Raw genomic sequence first — 17,142 nt, 5'->3', positions numbered from 1 at the left:
GCGGGTCAGTAGCCGACGCGGAAAGTCGCGTCCTGCTTGTCCACAGTGGAGGATGTGCTGCCGAGCGGGTCGATCCGCAGCACGTACGCGTAGTGCCGGAGGTACCGATCCGGGTAGTTGTGCGAGCGGAACGACGACCAGCTCGCGTCGGCGAGCCCCGCCACCTGGTGGAAGGTGGCGTCCGCCTGGAACGTCGCCGAGCCGTCGTCGGCCGCCAGGCGCAGTTCGTAGTTGTAGTGCCGCAGGTACCGGCCCGGGTAGTTGAAAGATTCGAACGACACACCGGACGCGTCGGCCAGTCCCGGCACGAGCTTCCACAGCTGGTCTTGGTACGGGTCGAACGGGTAGGCGTCGATGCGCCCCACGGAGTCCGCGTGCCGGACGTAGCGGTCGGGGAAGTTGTAGGACTTGAGCCGCCGCCACGCCGGGGCACCCCACTGCGCGACGAGGGCGGAGCGCTCGGCGGCCGTGATCGGCGTGATCCCGGGGTGCTTGGAGTTCAGCGGCTGGGTGTAGGCGCGGTCGTTCAGCAGCGTCCAGTTCCCGGCCGCCACATCGGTGGTCTCCCAGCAGAAGAACCGGCCGTTGGGGCTCCACGTGTCTCCCCACAGGTACCAGCGGTTCCCCGACGGCGCCGGCACGATCTGCGGCGCCTCCACCCCCCGCCCGGGCGAGATTCCGGTCTTGTAGGTGGTGAAGCTGCCGGGGGCCGACGAGCCGGAGCGCTGGCCGACCAGGGTGCTGTTCGTGTTGTTCTTGACGTACAGGTAGTTGACGCCGCCGATCGTGGCCATCGTCCCGTCGATCGTGGCGTGGCCGGGGTCGAAGAACACCTGCGGCGCGCTGACCGTCACGAAATCGGTGGTGTAGTTGACCATGATGACGTCGTGGCCGCCGGACGCCGCCGAATAGATGATCGCGTACTGGTTGCGCGAGGGATCCCAGAACGCCTCGGGTGCCCAGCTGTGCGTGGCCATCGAGTGCAGCTTGATCCGGCGGTAGCCGGTGAACCCGCGCAGGTCGGCGGAGTCCCAGACGTGCACGTACTGGTTCTGCAGCGACCAGTCGGTGCCCTTGAGATCGGTGGCCAGCACGACGAACCGGCCGTCCTTCTTGCGCAGCACGAAGGGGTCGCGCAGCCCGCCGGTGCCCGCCGTCGGCGTCACCACCGGGTTGTTCTGGTTGAGCGGCATCCAGTCCAGGCCGTCGGCGCTGACCGCCAGGTGCAGCCCGTAGTCCGCGCCCGTCATGGACGGCGACTCGGTGAAGTACGCCATGACGTAGGAACCGGAAGCCGCCTGGGCGGAGGCTCTGCCACCGAGCACGCCACTGAGCACGCCGGCGACCGCGGCTCCCGCCGCGCCCGCCATCAGTCCGCGTCGACTGATCATCGTCCACCCATCTCGCCGTCGAGTACCGGGCAACAAACCGGATTGTTAGCGTTAACAATCCGTCGTAGTGTAGGTGACCCGCGCCACACGGTGTCAAGGGGCCGATCGTCGGGACGCGGGACACCACCAGGCAAAACAGCCGATTGACCCCGCGGGGATCGGCAGCTATGTTAGCGCTCACTCCGCGCTCGGCGACCCGTTCCCAGGTCCCGGAACCAGCCGCATCACCCTTTCCCGCGCCGTCGGCGCCCACCTCCTGGAGAACCGGTATGCCCGTTCGACTTTCGGCGACGACGTCGTCGCCGAAGTTCTTCCGGCGGTCCCGCCCGCTGACCGCGATCCTCGCCACCCTGGCCGTGGCCGCGGCATCCACCACCGCCCTCGCGGCTTCCGGCCACGCGGCGACCCTGGACGACGGCCTGGTCGTCCGCTACGACCTGACCGGCGGCTCGGGCACGACCGTGCCCGACGCGTCGGGGCACGGCCGGAACGCCACCATCAGCGGCGACACGACCTGGCAAGGCGACGAGGGCCTGCGCCTCGGCGGCACGAACGGGCACGTCCGCCTGCCCGACAACCTGATGCGGGATCTCACGGACATCACGGTTTCGGTACAGGTCAACGTCGCCACCGACCAGGGCACGCCGTATTTCCTGTGGGGCATGGGCAACACGGCCGGCGGCGCCGGGAACGGCTACCTGTTCACCACGGGCGATTCCTTCCGCGGCTCGATCGCCTCCGGCAACTGGTCCACCGAACAGACCGCGAGCGCGGGCCGCACCCTCGCCCGCGGCAGCTGGCGCACGATCACCTACACCCTCGGCGGCGGAACCGCGGTCCTGTACGAAGACGGCATCGAGGCCGCCCGCAAGACCGGCATCACGATCACGCCCGGCTCGATCGGCGGGGGCACCACGACCGCCGACTACCTGGGCCGGTCGGTCTACGACGGCGACAAGTACCTCAAGGGCAGCGTCCGCGACTTCCGCGTCTACGACCGCGCGGTGACCGCCGACGAAGCCCGCGCCCTCGGCGAGCGCACCGCCGCCGGGCGCGCGACGGCCGACGCGGCCGCCCTCGACCTCGGCGACACCTCCGCTGTCACGGACAACCTCTCCCTGCCCAGAACGGGCGCCGGCGGCTCGGCGATCACCTGGACGTCGAGCAACCCGGCCGTCGTGTCCCCGGCCGGTGTGGTGACGCGGCCCGCGCCCGGCGCCGGCAACGCGAAGGTGACTCTGACGGCGGCCGTCTCCTACGCCGGCCAGAGCGCGAGCCGCACCTTCACCGTCACCGTGCTGCAGGACATCACCGACCGGCAGAAGGTCGACAACGCGCTCAAGGACATCGTCATCCCCGACCAGGACGCGATCCGCGGCAACATCACCCTCCCGGTCAAGGGCGCCCGCGACGTCACGCTGACCTGGCGCAGCCAGGACCCGCGGGTGGTCACCGCCACCGGGGAGGTGACCCGGTCCGCGGCCGGAGCGCGCCCGGCCAAGGCGCGTCTCACGGTCCGCGCGACGAAGGGTTCGGCGACGGCGGAACGCGCGTTCACCCTCACCGTCCTGCCGCTGCCGAAGAAGGAAGCGCTCGAGGGGTACATGTTCGCCTACTTCACCGGTGAGGCGACGCAGGACACCGAGCAGATCCACTTCGCGGCCAGCCGCGGCAACGACCCGCTGCACTGGGACGAGCTCAACGGCGGCAAGCCCGTCCTGCGCTCGAACTACGGCGAGACCGGCGTGCGCGACCCGTTCATCGTCCGCAGCCCGGAGGGCGACCGGTTCTACATCGTCGCCACCGACCTGCAGATCAACGACGGCCGCGGCTGGGACCAGGCGCAGCGCCACGGCAGCCAGTACCTGGAGATCTGGGAGTCGACCGACCTGGTGACCTGGTCGAACCAGCGGCACGTCCGCGTCTCCGACGACACGGCCGGCATGACGTGGGCGCCCGAGGCGACCTACGACCCGACGATCGGCGCGTACGTCGTCTACTGGGCCACCAGCCCGTACGCCCCCACGGACGTCGACCACACCGGTGCGACGTACCCGCGGATGATGTACGCGACCACCCGCGACTTCCGGACCTTCAGCAAGCCCAAGGTCTGGAACGACCCCGGCGAAGGCGTCATCGACTCCACCGCCATCAAGGACGGCGACTACTACTACCGCCTGACCACCGACGGCAAGGTGATCGGCTCCTGCGAGCGCGACATCGTGCTCGAGCGGTCGAAGAACCTGCGCGCGGTGGACCTCCCGGCGACGAAGCCGCGCAACTGGGAGCTCGTCTCCGACTGCATCCGCACCAAGCTCGGCACCGACTGGGTCGAGGGCCCGACGGTGTTCAAGGCGAACGACAGCACCAAGGTCTACGCCTTCATGGACGAGACGCCGCGCCGCGGGTACGTCCCGTTCGTCACCGACTCCCTCGCCAAGCCGAACTGGTCGATCCCGGCCGAGTACCAGCTCCCGAAGAGCCCGCGCCACGGCACGGTCCTGCCGGTGACGAAGGCCGAACTCGCCCGGCTGCGCCAGGGGCCGCCGCCGGTGACCGCCGACGCGAAGGGCGTCGTCGCCGACTACGACCTCACGGCGGCGGGCTCGGGCGACACGGTCACCGACGTCTCCGGGAACGGGCGGGACGCCTCGATGCACGGTGGCGTCACGCGTTCGGCGGACGGCCTTTCCTTCGCGGGCAAGGACGGTTACGTCGCGCTGCCGAACAACCTGATGAGCGGCCTGAGCGGGATCACGGTGTCCGCGCAGGTCTGGGTCGACCCCGCTCAGCAGACGCCGTACTTCCTCTGGAACCTCGGCAACAGCACGGACAACGCCGGTGACGGCTACCTCTTCGCGACCGGGGACACCTACCGCGCCGCGATCGCCGCCGGCAACTGGTCGACCGAGCAGAACGCCGACAGCAAACGGGCACTGACCCGCGGCGCCTGGCACACGCTGACGTACACCCTGGACAACGGCACCGCGCGGCTCTACGACAACGGCGTCGAAGTGTCCCGAGTGGACGGTGTCACGGCGAAACCGGGCGACCTCGGCGCGGGCATCACGACGTCGAACTACCTCGGCCGGTCGGCCTACGGCGCCGACAAGTACTTCCAGGGCAAGATGCGGCGGTTCACCGTGTGGAACCGCGGCCTGACGGCCAAGGAGGTGCTCGGCGCGCCGGGGAACGAGACGGCCGTCGGCTCGGTGACCCTCGACTCGCTCAAGGTGCCGGCGATCATCGACAGCGCGAAGGGCACGATCGTCCTGCCGGTGAAGCCGGGCACGGACGTGCGGCGGCTGGCGCCGGTGCTGCAGGTGGCCGACGGCACGCAGGTGTTCCCCCACAACGGTTCCCGGCAGGACTTCACCGGGCCGGTCGGCTATTCCGTCGTCGGCTCCGGCTGGCAGAGGCGGACCTGGACGGTCAGCGCGGTGGTGATGAACAGCCCGGTGCTGCCCGGCTTCAACGCGGACCCGAACATCGTCCGCTTCGGCGACACGTACTACATCTACGCCACGACGGACGGGTACCCCGGCTGGTCGGGGACGACGTTCGACGCGTGGTCGAGCACGGACCTCGTCACCTGGACGCGGCACCCCAAGATCCTCGACCTCGGCCCGGACGTGTCCTGGGCGGACAGCCGGGCGTGGGCGCCGACGATCACGCAGAAGAACGGGAAGTACTACTTCTACTTCTGCGCGGACGCCAAGATCGGCGTCGCGGTGTCTTCGTCCCCGGCCGGTCCGTTCACCGACGCGCTGGGCAAGCCGCTGATCGCGGCGAACCCGGCGGGTGGCCAGGCGATCGACCCGGCGGTGTTCACCGACGACGACGGGCAGACCTACCTGTACTGGGGCAACGGCAACGCCTACGTCGTGCCGCTGAACCCCGACCTGACGTCGTACGACCCGGCGAAGATCACCCGCCTGACCGGCCTCGACGGCTTCCGCGAGGGGCTGTTCATGACCAAGCGCGCCGGCACGTACCACCTGACGTGGTCCATCGACGACACGGGCAGCGAGAATTACCGCGTCGGCTACGCCACGGCGACCAGCCCGCTGGGCGACGGGCTGGTGAACAGGGGCGTGATCCTGGAGAAGGACCCGTCGCTCGGCATCCTGGGCACCGGCCACCACAGCATCGTGCAGGTGCCGGGCAAGGACGAGTGGTACATCGCCTACCACCGGTTCGCGATCCCCGGTGGCGACGGGACGCACCGGGAAGTGACGATCGACCGGCTGCGGTTCGGTGCCGACGGGACGATCGCCAAGGTCGTGCCCACCCTGGGGAGCGTCCGCCCGCTCAGGTGAGCTTCCCCGCATGCAGTGAATGACTCATTCCTGGCCTCCGATGCCAGGAATGAGTCATTCACTGCGTTGGGGGCTGGGCGCGGCGCCACCCGGGTGGGGGAAAACGTGGCGATCAAGCGAACCGGATTCGCTTTCCGGCCGTATCTCCCAGCAGGACGGTGGACGACGGAGGGAGCGCGACGTGGCGCGCGAAGGGACACTGATCGGCGACCGGTACCGCCTGCTCGGTCCGGCCGGGCAGGGCACGGTGGTCTGGCACGCGCAGGACGAACGGCTCGACCGGATCGTCGCCGTCAAGCCGCTGTTCGACGAGCCGCTCGCGGCGCCCACCATCCCCGCGCCGCGAGCGGCCATCTGTGACGTCGTCGACGACGACCGCACCACCTACCTGGTGCTCGAGTACCCGGGGGCGCGGACGCTGACCGAGCTCCTCGGCGAGCACGGCACGCTCGCCCCCGGGCTCGTCGCCCGGTTCGGGGCCCAGCTGGCCGCCGGGCTGGCCGCCGCGCACGACGAAGGCGTCCTGCACGCCGCCGTCGACCCGGACCACGTCGTCGTCTCCGCCGAAGGCCACGCCCGGATCGTGGGCGGCGGGCAGGCCCTGGGTGCCTTCCTCGCCCCCGAAGTGCTCGACGGCGGCTTCCCCGACTTCCCGGCCGAGGTGTACTCCCTGGGCGCCACCCTCTACGCGGCATTGGGCGGCGACCTCGGCCGAAGCCGCCACCCGCTCACCGAGGCCGTGGTGCACCTGCTCCACCCCGACCCCACCGCGCGGCCCACCATGGCCGTCGCCGAAGCGCTGCTGAACAGCGTGACGCCCCGCCGTCCGGGAACACCGGACCGCGGGGCGCCTCGCGGACTCGCCGGCGATTACCGCTGCGTGTAGACGAATCCCACCTTGTCGACCTCGGCGCCGGTGCGCCCGTGGAAGCCGGCGAGCTGCCAGCCGTCCGGGGCCGTGCGGGTCACGCAGTCACCGGTCGTCGAGCCGCCGGCCAGCACGCGGCCGAGGTTGGTGGTGAACCGGGCGGAGAAGATCCGGGTCGTGCCGCTGTACTTGCCCTGGCACAGGGTCGCCGTGGTGACGTACTCGCCGGTACCGAGCGTGAGCGACTGCGCCGTGCCGCCCGTGCCGCCGTGGGTCAGCGCGGTGCCGTTCTCCAGGGTCACCCCGACCTGGTCGACGCGGTTGCCGCTGCGCAGCGACCACGTCCGCACCCGGGCGTTCGCGGGCACCGCGGGGACGTCGGTGAAGTAGTCGCCGTGCGGGCCGCCGAACTGGTCCGACAGCTGCAGCGCCGGGTTGCGGGTCCAGGTGAACCGCACGGTGACCGGGTCGTGGTCGGACAGCATCCGGCCCTGGTCGTCGAGGAACTTCGCGTGCTCGTTGTTGTAGAAGGTCGCGTCGAGGTTCACGAGCTTGCTGCCGCGGTAGAGCACCTTGTCGACGACCTCGCAGTCGTTGGTGGGCGCCTGCTGGTTGCACACGAGGTCGGGGCTGCCCGGAGCAGGCGCGACCCCGCCGCGCACGAGCTTGACCCACGCGTCGGTCAGCCCGTTGTCCGCCCCGAACTGCGCGATCGTGTCGGCCGCTCGGGTGTAGCGCGTGTTGGTGTCGCCCATGACGACGATCGCGTTGCCCGCCGAGTGCGTCTTGATGAACGCGGTCAGCTGGGCCAGGTTCGACGCGCGCGACGCCTCGTCGCCGTCGTTCGTGCCGGCGTTGGTGTGCGCGTTGTAGAAGTCGACGTACACGCCCTCGGCCAGCCGCACCCGCATGAAGGTGAAGCCCTTCGGGGTCAGGCAGTCGCCCGAGTCGAGCTGGCAGGACGTCCAGCGGACCCGCTCGAAGTCGTCGACGTCGTAGGGCAGCGAGGACAGCGTGTTCAGCCCGCTGCCGATGCCCGCGCCGCCGCTGGTGGGCGTGCGGTACGGGTGCTGGTCGGCCGCGTAGAGCTTCGCGTGGTAGTTGAAGTCCTCCTCGACGTGCACGACGTCGTACGGGCCGAGCCGCTGCCCGATCGCCGTCGTGGCGGGGTCACGCGGCGTCGGCGCGCTCGAGATGCTCTCCGGCAGGCCGGCGACGTTGTAGGCCAGCACGGAAAAGCTGCCGCCGTCGGTGGCCGCGTGCGCGGCCGTCGGACTGACCACAGTGGACACCGTGACGGCGGCGGCCAACGCGACGATGCGTTTTCTCACGAGAACTCCCGCAGGATTCGGACGGACAAACCGGTGGGGGTGTACCGGGGAACCACCCGGAAACCCGGGCGGTCGGCTCGGATGGCGGCGAACCGGCCGCGCAGCCGCCGCGCGCGCAGCACGTCGACCTCGTGCCACGGGCAGGAGCCGTCGATCCGGAGCTCCAGGACGCTGCCGCGCTCCAGCGTGGCGTCGCCGTGCACGACCAGCGCCGGTCCGGCGGTCACCGACAGCGTGCCGCCGGTCTGGTGGTAACCGCCCACCCGGAGGCCGGACGCGCGCAGCGAGCCACCGGCGAGTTCGGCGGTTCCGGTGCCCAGCGCACCCGGGTTCGCCGCGACCAGCGTGCCCGCCTCGACGCGGGTGCCGCCGCGGTAGCTGTTGGCCCCGGCCAGCGTGAGTGTCCCGGTGCCCGCCTTGACGAGCCCGCCGTCGCCGCCGATGTTGTTGCGCCAGCTGTCGTTGGCCCTGAACCCGCCGCGGGAGGCGTCCATCGTGACGCGGACCCTCGTGTCGAACGCGCCGAAGCCGTCGGCTGCGGCGAAGAGGTTCAGCCGCCCCCAGAGCTCGGGGCCGTCGAGCAGCGGGTTCCCGGCCGGGAACGCCGTCGTGCGCAGGACTTCCCGCCGCTGCGCCGCGTCCAGGTACGGCAGGCGCGTCTCCAGGAGCACTTCGGCGCCCTTGGGGACGCGCATCGGCGTACGCGCGCCGCGGGCCGGCAGGCCGTAGGTCGCCCCGCGGGCGACCATCGCGGCGTTGGCCCGGCGGTCGCCGTATTCGTCGGCGCCGGTGTGGGCGCGGGCGAAGAGCGTGTCGGGAGTCGTGCCGGTCTTCGCGGTGAAGTACTTCAGCGCCTGCTCGCGCGCCGCCGCCTTTAGCGTCGCGTTCTCCGGGTCGGCGAGCGTCGCGGCGGCGAGCGCGGTGGCCAGGGTGCGGCCGCCGATCACGTCCACCGGCGAGTGCATCCCGGCGACGATCCGCGTGTCGGACAGGTCGTAGGCCCGCGCCACCAGCTCCTGGAACCGCTCGGGGACCGCGTAGGCCAGCGCGAGGCAGGCCAGGTGGAAGGCGTTGGTGTGGCCGCTGGGGAAGCCCCCGTCCTCGGCCGGGGTCGTGCTGCGCTGCCGCAGCAGCTGCGGCGCGACGACGACGTCGGAGCGGTAGACCGGGAAGCCGAGCGCGTCGACCCGGCCGGTGTCCTCGACCCCGCTGTCCGCGGTCAGCCGCCACGGCCGCGGGTACTGGTAGGCGGCCTTGCTCGGGTTGCCCGAGGCCCAGTTGCCGCGGACGGTGTCCACGAGCGTGGCCACGAGGCCGAGCTCCGAGTCGTGCGATCCGGCGCCGAGCGCCGAACCCGCCGGGGCGTTCGCCGGGACGGCGTCGTCGACCTTCGACGGCGGCGTGCCGTCGGGCGCGGCGGTGATGCTCGTGACGGCCTTGGCGCCGGTGCGGTAGAGGTCGGCCAGGGGACCGAGACCGCCGATGGCGGCGTAGGACTGGTGCTGGCGGTCGTGGACGAAGGCGCGCTTGGCTTCGGCGTCGGTCCGGGCGTGCGTGACGGCGACGCAGTGCCGGACGTTCGCGCGCAGCACCGCCGCGTCGAGGACCACACCACTGTCCCAAGTGGACCCGGTGCGCCAGACCCGCTGCATCCCGCTCAGGATCCGGACCGCCGCGTTGGTCTCCGGGGTGTGGTTGGCCGGGACGTTGGTGCGGTAGGAGTCGACGAACGCCGTCGCCTCCTCCGCCCAGGCGGGCACGCCCAGCACGGCGGGCGCGGCGGCGACGGTGGGGACGAGCGCGGACCAGCGCAGGAAGGTCCGCCGGTCCAAGGGCGCGAGGCTCAAGGGGTTCTCCTGGGAAGGCGCGGGAAAGCGCACGGGGAATCGCTGCGGGAATGATCAGCGCCGGGCCGATCCGGGTCAAGGAGCGTCCGGAGTAATTCGCCGGTCAGTAACCTGATCTTTTGCGGGGGTATTGCGAATTCGACGAATTCACTCGATCCGGACTTCGACGGCGGGCGCCGACCAGCAGTCCGCCGAGGGCACGACGTGGGCTGTCCGTCCTAATTGGACGCAACCGGTGAACTAGGCGGGCCGCAGCTCCACGCAGCACTCCCCCGCCCGCGGGTCGAGCACGGCTTCGACCGTCGCCGCCTGCAGTCCGTCGAGCACCCCGCCGAGGAACGCCTGGTTGATGCCGCACACCAGCTCGGGTGCCTTCGCCGCGAGCGGGTGGAACGGGCAGTTGCGCAGCCGCAGGCAGGCGGGGGTTTCCCGGTCCGGTTCGAAGCCGTGCCGCTCGACCAGCGCCGTGGCCAGGGTCAGGGCCCGCTCGGTGCCCAGGCGCCCGGGCCGGACCCGCTCGCGTTCGGCGGCGCCGAGCACCTCGCCGTGCCGGTGCGCGGCACGCAGAGCGGCGTCGCGGGCCGTCTCGCCGCCGCGTTCCTCGAGGACGGCGTCCAGCAGGATTCCGGCGAGGACGTCGTGGTGGCGCGGCGGGATGCTGACGCGCACTTCGACGCCGGAGGGTTCGTACACCTTGGGGGCGCGGCCGACCTTGCGGACGCCGCCGGCGAATTCGTACCGGGTCTGCAGCAGCCCGGCCGCGACGAGCTTGTCGAGGTGGAAAGCCGCCAGCTTGCGCGAGATCCCGACCGCCTCGGCGGCCTCGTCCCGGGTGACCGGGCGCCGCGCCCGGCGGATGTGCGCGTACATGCCGCGCCGCGACGGGTCGTCCAGCGCGGCCACCGCGGTGATCGGCTCCACGCCCGCAGGCTAACACCGAATTGCTGTCCCTTGACTCCGATCGGGTCACGCTGACCAGCTCGCCTTGACCCCTCCCGCAAATAAGACCAAACTTCATTGGCGAAAAGGAGCCGCCATGACCCAGCACGTCGAGCAGTCGAAGCAGCCGGTGAACGCGGTGCTGGCCGGACCGTACGGGCATCCGTTCCACCCGATCCTGGTCACCGTCCCGATCGGCGCCTGGGTGTCGAGCCTGGTGTTCGACATCGGGTCGCTGATCGTCGACGACCCGGGCTACCTGGCCCGCGGTGCGCTCTGGCTGATCGCCATCGGCGTCGTCGGCGCGCTCGCGGCCGCCCTCGTCGGCGCGCTGGACCTGCTGGCGATCCCCCGCGGCACCCGTGCGTTCCGCACGGGGTTGACGCACATGAGCCTCAACCTGGCGGTGACGGCCGCCTTCGTCGTGGGGTTCTTCTGGCGCCGGGCGACCGACGAGGGGCCGGTCGGGGCGGGGCCGTTCGTGCTGTCGATCGTCGCGCTGCTGGCGCTCGGGGTGTCGGGCTACCTGGGCGGCAAGCTGGCCTACCGCTACGGCGTTCGCGTCGCCGCCGAAGCCACCCAGGCGGAGGGCTACCGCTCCTGAACCGCGGGTGACCTGCCCCGCCGGGCCGGGAGTCTGGCACGATCGGGCCGTGACCGGCTGGAGGCGGACCCGCGGACTCGCGATCGCGGCCGCCCTCCTGCTGGTGCTCACCGCCTGCACCACCGGGTTCGGCGGCCTCAAGCTGCGGATCGCCGCGGGCAACTCCGGCGGCGTCTACTACAAGCTCGCCCAGACCCTCGCCAGCGCGTGGCAGACCGGCCTGGACGTCGACCGGCCGCAGGTGCTGCAGACCCAGGGCTCGCCGGACAACGTCGCCAAGGTGCTCGCCGGCGAGGCCGACGTCGCCTTCGTCGCGGCCGACGTCGCCGCGGCCCAGTACCAGGACCGGCCCGGTTTCGCCGCGCTCGCCCGGATCCACGACGACTACCTGCACGTCGTCGTCCGCTCCGACTCCGACATCCGGTCGGTGTCCCAGCTGAGGGGCCACCGGGTCGCGATCGGCTCACCGCAGTCCGGCGTCGAGTACATCGCCAACTGGCTGCTGAACCTGCTCGGGCTGCAGGACTCGGTCAGCACGACCACCCGCGGCCTCGACGAATCCGTCCTCGCGCTGCGCAACCACGAGGTCGACGCGTTCTTCTGGTCCGGCGGCCTGCCCACGCCGAAGCTGCTGGAGCCGGAGAACCAGGGCCGGCTCCACCTGCTCGACCTCGCCGACGTGATGCCGAAGGTGCAGGCACGCAGCCAGGTTTACAGCACCGCCACGATCCCGGCGAGCACGTACAAGGAGCTCCTCCCGGTGACGACGCTGGTGGTGCCGAACTTCCTGGTGGTCCCGAAGTCGATGCCGGACGACGTGGCCGAGGCCCTGGTCCGCGGCCTGTTCGACGCCCGCCACGAGCTGGCGAGCGCGAACTCGGCGGCCTTGTCGATCGATGTCCACCCGGGCATCGAGACCCAGCCGATCCCGCTGCACCCGGGCGCGCTGCGGTATTACCGGTCGCAGAAGACCTAAGCCACCGGGAACACCATCGAGATCCGCAGCCCGCCGCCCTCCGGCAGGTCCAGCTCCAGTTCCCCGTCCGAATGCGCGACGATCTCGCTCACGATCGCCAGCCCCAGCCCCGACCCCGGCACGTTCTGGTGCGCCGGGCTGCGCCAGAACCGGTCCAGTGCCCGATCGAGCTCGTCCGGGGGCAGCCCCGGCCCGTGGTCACGCACCGACAACCGCACCCGGTCGCCCGAACGAGCGACCGCAATCAGGATCTCCGTGCCCGACGCGGTGAACTTCAGCGCGTTGTCCAGCAACGCGTCCAAGATCGTCTCGGCGCCCCGCGGCGGCATGCACACGCGTGCCCCGTCGCCGGACGTCTCCACCACCAGCCGCACGTCGCGGGCCTCGCCGACCACCGACCAGTCCGCGACCCGCTCCGCCACGGCCTCGTCCAGCACCACCGGGTCCAGCTCGCCACCGGAAGCCTCGGCGCGGGCCATCGACAGCAGCCCGTCCAGGATCTGGTGCAGTCGGCCCGCGTCGACCCGGGCCGCCTCCAGGTCGGCGGCCGCCGGCTCGTCGTCGACGTGGCCTTCGAGGTTGCCCAGCCGGATCTTCAGCGCCGTCAGCGGGTTGCGCAGCTGGTGGGACGCATCGGCGACGAACGCGCGCTGCGCCGCCAGCGCGCCCGACACGCTCGACGCCATCCGGTCGAACGAGCGGCCGAGCTGCCGCAGCTCCGGCGGCCCGCCGCTTTCCCCCACCGGCTCGGCCTCGCGGCCGCTGACCACCGACGCCACCAGCGCACCGGTCGCGTCGTCGAGCCGGTGCACCGGCCGCAGGATCCAGCGGACCACCGGGACCGCCACGGCCAAGGCCAAGGTGAAGGCGAGGATCCCGCCCGCGGTGAGCAGCAGCCACCACCACAGCACGTCCGCGCGCTCGGCGCCGGTGTCGGACACGGTGAGCACCGCGCCGTGCACCTCGCCGTCGGCGAGCACCGGCTCGGCGAGCACCAGCGGCGTCGAATCCCACGGCATCAGCACCCCCGCGGGCTGGGAGCGGCGCCCGGCCAGCGCCTCGTGGACCGGCCCGCTGATCCGCTCGTCGTTCAGATCGATCTGCGGGGCGGACGGCACGACCGACGAGGCGAACAGCTTGCCGTCCTGGTCGACGACCGCCGCCTGGACGCCGTACACCTCGTGGTAGCGGGTCAAGTCGGGCTCGATCAGCGACGCCTTGTTGTCCAGCAGCGGCCGCTGCGCCAGCGACGCGAACCGGGCCGTGTCGGTCAGCCGGTCGAGGAACAGGTCCTGCTGCGCGCCGGCCGCGATGCTCCTGGCCAGCGGGATGCCCAGGCCGAACACCAGCAACGCCACCAGCGTCAGCACGATGCCCTGCAGCCGGACGCGCACGCCCCTCAGCTCCGGGCGACCTGGCCGCCGAGCCGGTACCCGACCCCGCGGACCGTTTCGATGAGCGCCGGACGGCCCAGCTTCGTCCGCAGCGTCGCGACGTGGACGTCCAGCGAACGGCTCTCCGCCGGGCCGCGGTGGCCCCACACCTCGGTGAGCACGTGCTCACGCGAGCAGACCGCGCCGCGCGCGCCCGCCACCAGCGCCAGCACCTGGAACTCCTTGCGGGACAGCGCGACCGCCTTGCCGCCGACCAGCACCTCGTGCCGCGAGACGTCGACGGTGACGTCCCCGACCCGGATGACCACCGGCTCGGCGGCGGGGTGCTCCCCGCGGCGGCGGCGCACGGCCTCGACCCGGGCGAGCAGCTCCTCGACGTCGTAGGGCTTGACCAGGTAGTCGTCGGCGCCCGCGCGCAGGCCCTGGATCCGGTCGTCGACCTCGCCGCGCGCCGAGACGACGATGATCGCGACGTCGCTGACCGCGCGGATCTGGCGGCACAGCGTCACGCCGTCGATGTCCGGCAGGCCGAGGTCGAGCAGGATGACGTCGACCTCGTGCACCCGGTCGAGCACGCCGGCGCCGGTGGCCAGCCGGGCGATCGCCAGGCCACGGCGGGTCAGCGCCGGGATGAGCGCACCCGCGACCCGGTCGTCGTCCTCCACCAGCAGCACCCGCACCCGTCCGCCTCCCATGGTGACCTGCTCCACCGGCCGGTGACGCGAACTCTAGGACGTCCGGGCGGCTCCCGCACCGGCCACCCGGACGGTCACTCCCCGTGACCTCGGGTGGACACCCGCCAAATTGGACATCGATACTCACTTGAAACCCTAAGTATTGCTCAAGCGGCCTTGCCAGCCGGTAAAGCAACGGTAGGTTCTCGCCATCGCGTGGTGACCCATGCCCGATTTGCACGAACGACCCGGGAGGCCAGATGACCGCGGAGGTGGCGGCGCCGATGATCAAGGCGTCCGCCGTGAACAAGTACTTCGGCGACCTGCACGTGCTCAGGGAGATCACGCTCGAGGTGCCTCGCGGCCAGGTCGTCGTGGTGCTCGGCCCGTCGGGTTCGGGCAAGTCGACCCTGTGCCGGGCGATCAACCGGCTGGAGCCGATCAACTCGGGCGAGATCGCCGTCGACGGCGTCCCGCTGCCCGCCGAGGGCAAGGCACTGGCCGCGCTGCGGGCCGACGTCGGCATGGTGTTCCAGTCGTTCAACCTGTTCGCGCACAAGACCATCGTCGAGAACGTGATGCTCGCGCCGGTGAAGGTCCGCAAGACCTCGCAGGCCGAAGCGCGCAAGACCGCGATGGAGCTGCTGGAGCGGGTCGGCATCGCCAACCAGGCCGACAAGTACCCGGCGCAGCTTTCGGGTGGTCAGCAGCAGCGCGTCGCCATCGCGCGGGCGCTGGCCATGCGGCCCAAGGTCATGTTGTTCGACGAGCCGACCTCGGCACTGGACCCGGAGATGGTCCAGGAGGTCCTCGACGTGATGACCGGTCTGGCCAAGGACGGCATGACGATGCTCGTCGTCACCCACGAAATGGGCTTCGCCCGGAGGGCAGCCGATCGGGTGATCTTCATGGCCGACGGCGAGATCGTCGAGGACACGACACCCGAAGAGTTCTTCACCGCGCCGAAGAGCGAGCGCGCGAAGGACTTCCTCGGCAAGATCCTGACTCACTGAGAACCAACGTTCCGCGGCGCCGTCGGCGTCCGGGTGACGACACACAGGAGAGATTCACATGAGGATCCGCACCCTTGCGGTGGGACTGCTCGCCGGTGGCCTGGCGCTGACCACGCTGACCGCCTGTGGCAAGGAAGGCACACCGGCTTCGCCGGGCTCGGGCGACCAGAGCGGCACGAACGCCCCGGCGGCGCTGAGCTACCCGGTCGCGCAGGGCGTCGACCTGCAGGGCTCGCCGGTGTTCGCCAAGATGAAGTCGGCGGGCGCGCTGACCGTCGGCGCCAAGGACGACCAGCCGGGCCTCGGCCTGAAGGACCCGACGACCGGCAAGTTCGGCGGCTTCGACATCGAGATCGCCAAGCTCGTCTCGGCCGGCCTCGGCTTCGACCCGGAGAAGATCACCTTCCGCACGGTCGACTCGGGCGCCCGTGAGCAGACGATCGCGAACGGCGACGTGAACTACTACGTCGGCACGTACTCGATCACCGACAAGCGCAAGGCGCTCGTCTCCTTCGCCGGCCCGTACTTCGTCGCCGGCCAGGACCTGCTGGTGCGCAAGGACGACAGCTCGATCACCGGCAAGGACACCCTCAAGGGCAAGAAGGTCTGCTCGGTCACCGGCTCGACCCCGATCCAGAAGGTCCGCTCGGAGAACCTGACCGAGCCGGGCAACATCGTCGAGTTCCAGAAGTACTCGCAGTGCGTCGAGAAGCTGCTGTCGAAGGACGTCGACGCGGTCACCACCGACGACGCGATCCTCAAGGGCTACGCGGCCCAGGACCCGGACAACCTGAAGGTCGTCGGCCAGACGTTCTCCACGGAGAAGTACGGCATCGGCCTGAACAAGGACGACAAGGTCCTGCGCGACAAGGTCAACGAGATCCTGCAGAAGGCGCTGGACGACGGCACCTGGGACAAGATCTACGCCGCGACGCTCGGCAAGTCGGGTTCGCCCGCCAAGAAGCCGACCCTCGAGAAGTACTGACGCTCGCGTGACGGCCGGTGGATCGGGCTTCCCGGTCCACCGGCCTTCTCCATCCACCACCTGACCACGGACGCGGGGAAGGCTCCATGGACGTCCTGCTCAACAACCTGGACCTGTTCGGTCCGTTCTTCCTCACCACGATCGAACTGTTCCTGCTCTCGGCCGTGGGCAGCCTGATCTGGGGCACCATCCTGGCCATGCTGCGGGTGAGCCCGGTCCCCGTCTTCCGCGCCGTCGGCACGGCGTACGTGACGATCGCCCGGAACACGCCGCTCACCCTGGTGTTCGCGTTCTTCGTGTTCGCGTACCCGCTGCTGGACATCGTCAAGCTCGACTACTTCCCGGCCGCCGTGACCGCCCTGATCGTGTACACCTCGGCGTTCATCTGCGAGGTCGTGCGCTCGGGCATCAACACCGTGCCGGTCGGCCAGGCCGAGGCGGGCCGGGCGCTGGGGCTGACCTTCGGCCAGATCCTCGGCCAGGTCGTGCTGCCGCAGGCGCTGCGCTCGGTCGTCCCGCCGCTGATCAGCACGCTGATCGCGTTGCTGAAGAACACCACCATCGCGGCCGGTTTCTCGGTCGCCGAGGCCGGCGCGATCCGCTCGTACCTGTCCGAACGCGGCGAGAACCAGCTGGTCGGCCTGCTGTGGGTCGCGCTCGGCTTCATCATCCTGGTCGCCGTGCTGTCGTTCGTCCAACGCAGCCTGGAGAAGCGCTGGAGCGTGGCCCGATGAGGGAGCTTGCGACCGAATCATTCAACACTGCGCCTGCGGCTCAGGCCGCACCGAGCGTCAGCGAGGT

At 71.0% G+C, this 17,142-nt stretch carries 13 protein-coding genes; 7 read left to right on the top strand and 6 right to left on the bottom strand.

Annotated features, from left to right (window positions below; all coding sequences use genetic code 11):
• Positions 1-5: 5 nt before the first annotated feature.
• On the bottom strand, positions 6-1,391 hold the full coding sequence (locus IE317_RS16925; protein ID WP_229902743.1) for a glycoside hydrolase family 43 protein: 1,386 nt from the start codon (positions 1,389-1,391) through the stop codon (positions 6-8).
• Positions 1,392-1,660: 269 nt separating this feature from the next.
• Between IE317_RS16925 and IE317_RS16920 the strand changes: the two genes are divergently transcribed.
• Both IE317_RS16920 and IE317_RS16915 read left to right on the top strand, forming a co-directional pair.
• Positions 1,661-5,710, top strand: coding sequence for a family 43 glycosylhydrolase (locus IE317_RS16920; RefSeq protein ID WP_191311068.1), 4,050 nt, complete (start codon positions 1,661-1,663; stop codon positions 5,708-5,710).
• 181 nt (positions 5,711-5,891) lie between these two features.
• Positions 5,892-6,596: a serine/threonine protein kinase gene (locus IE317_RS16915; RefSeq protein WP_191311066.1), complete on the top strand. Its 705-nt coding sequence runs from the start codon at positions 5,892-5,894 to the stop codon at positions 6,594-6,596.
• Here IE317_RS16915 and IE317_RS16910 read toward each other — a convergent pair.
• The 3 genes from IE317_RS16910 to IE317_RS16900 all read right to left on the bottom strand — a co-directional run bounded on the left by IE317_RS16910 (position 6,581) and on the right by IE317_RS16900 (position 10,677).
• Positions 6,581-7,909, bottom strand: coding sequence for a jacalin-like lectin (locus tag IE317_RS16910; RefSeq protein WP_191311064.1), 1,329 nt, complete (start codon positions 7,907-7,909; stop codon positions 6,581-6,583). The two genes, IE317_RS16915 and IE317_RS16910, sit on opposite strands and share 16 nt — an antisense overlap.
• Entirely contained in the window at positions 7,906-9,756 is a 1,851-nt protein-coding gene (locus IE317_RS45310) for an autotransporter-associated beta strand repeat-containing protein (protein ID WP_191311063.1), read from the bottom strand. The genes IE317_RS16910 and IE317_RS45310 overlap by 4 nt, the downstream gene beginning before the upstream one ends.
• 240 nt (positions 9,757-9,996) lie before the next feature.
• On the bottom strand, positions 9,997-10,677 hold the full coding sequence (locus IE317_RS16900) for a helix-turn-helix transcriptional regulator (RefSeq protein ID WP_268246873.1): 681 nt from the start codon (positions 10,675-10,677) through the stop codon (positions 9,997-9,999).
• Positions 10,678-10,792: 115 nt separating this feature from the next.
• On the opposite strand from IE317_RS16900, the gene IE317_RS16895 reads away from it, so the two are divergent.
• Positions 10,793-11,299 (top strand): DUF2231 domain-containing protein, encoded by a 507-nt coding sequence (locus IE317_RS16895; protein WP_191311061.1) that lies wholly within the window; start codon positions 10,793-10,795, stop codon positions 11,297-11,299.
• A gap of 49 nt (positions 11,300-11,348) precedes the next feature.
• Entirely contained in the window at positions 11,349-12,275 is a 927-nt protein-coding gene (locus IE317_RS16890) for a TAXI family TRAP transporter solute-binding subunit (protein ID WP_191311059.1), read from the top strand.
• Here IE317_RS16890 and IE317_RS16885 read toward each other — a convergent pair.
• Complete coding sequence (locus IE317_RS16885; protein ID WP_191311057.1) at positions 12,272-13,669, bottom strand: sensor histidine kinase; 1,398 nt, start codon at positions 13,667-13,669, stop codon at positions 12,272-12,274. The two genes, IE317_RS16890 and IE317_RS16885, sit on opposite strands and share 4 nt — an antisense overlap.
• A gap of 5 nt (positions 13,670-13,674) precedes the next feature.
• On the bottom strand, positions 13,675-14,349 hold the full coding sequence (locus IE317_RS16880; protein WP_191311144.1) for a response regulator transcription factor: 675 nt from the start codon (positions 14,347-14,349) through the stop codon (positions 13,675-13,677).
• A 278-nt stretch (positions 14,350-14,627) separates the two neighbouring features.
• On the opposite strand from IE317_RS16880, the gene IE317_RS16875 reads away from it, so the two are divergent.
• From IE317_RS16875 to IE317_RS16865, 3 genes are all read left to right on the top strand, one after another.
• On the top strand, positions 14,628-15,356 hold the full coding sequence (locus tag IE317_RS16875) for an amino acid ABC transporter ATP-binding protein (protein WP_003054447.1): 729 nt from the start codon (positions 14,628-14,630) through the stop codon (positions 15,354-15,356).
• A 58-nt stretch (positions 15,357-15,414) separates the two neighbouring features.
• A complete protein-coding gene (locus IE317_RS16870; RefSeq protein WP_191311055.1) occupies positions 15,415-16,341 on the top strand; it encodes a glutamate ABC transporter substrate-binding protein in 927 nt (308 codons plus the stop codon).
• 86 nt (positions 16,342-16,427) lie between these two features.
• Positions 16,428-17,075, top strand: coding sequence for an amino acid ABC transporter permease (locus IE317_RS16865; protein WP_191311053.1), 648 nt, complete (start codon positions 16,428-16,430; stop codon positions 17,073-17,075).
• Positions 17,076-17,142: the final 67 nt, after the last annotated feature.

Origin of the sequence: Amycolatopsis bullii (genome assembly GCF_014654205.1) — a bacterium.
GTDB classification, from domain to species: domain Bacteria; phylum Actinomycetota; class Actinomycetes; order Mycobacteriales; family Pseudonocardiaceae; genus Amycolatopsis; species Amycolatopsis plumensis.
This window is presented reverse-complemented; position numbering and strand designations above follow the sequence as displayed.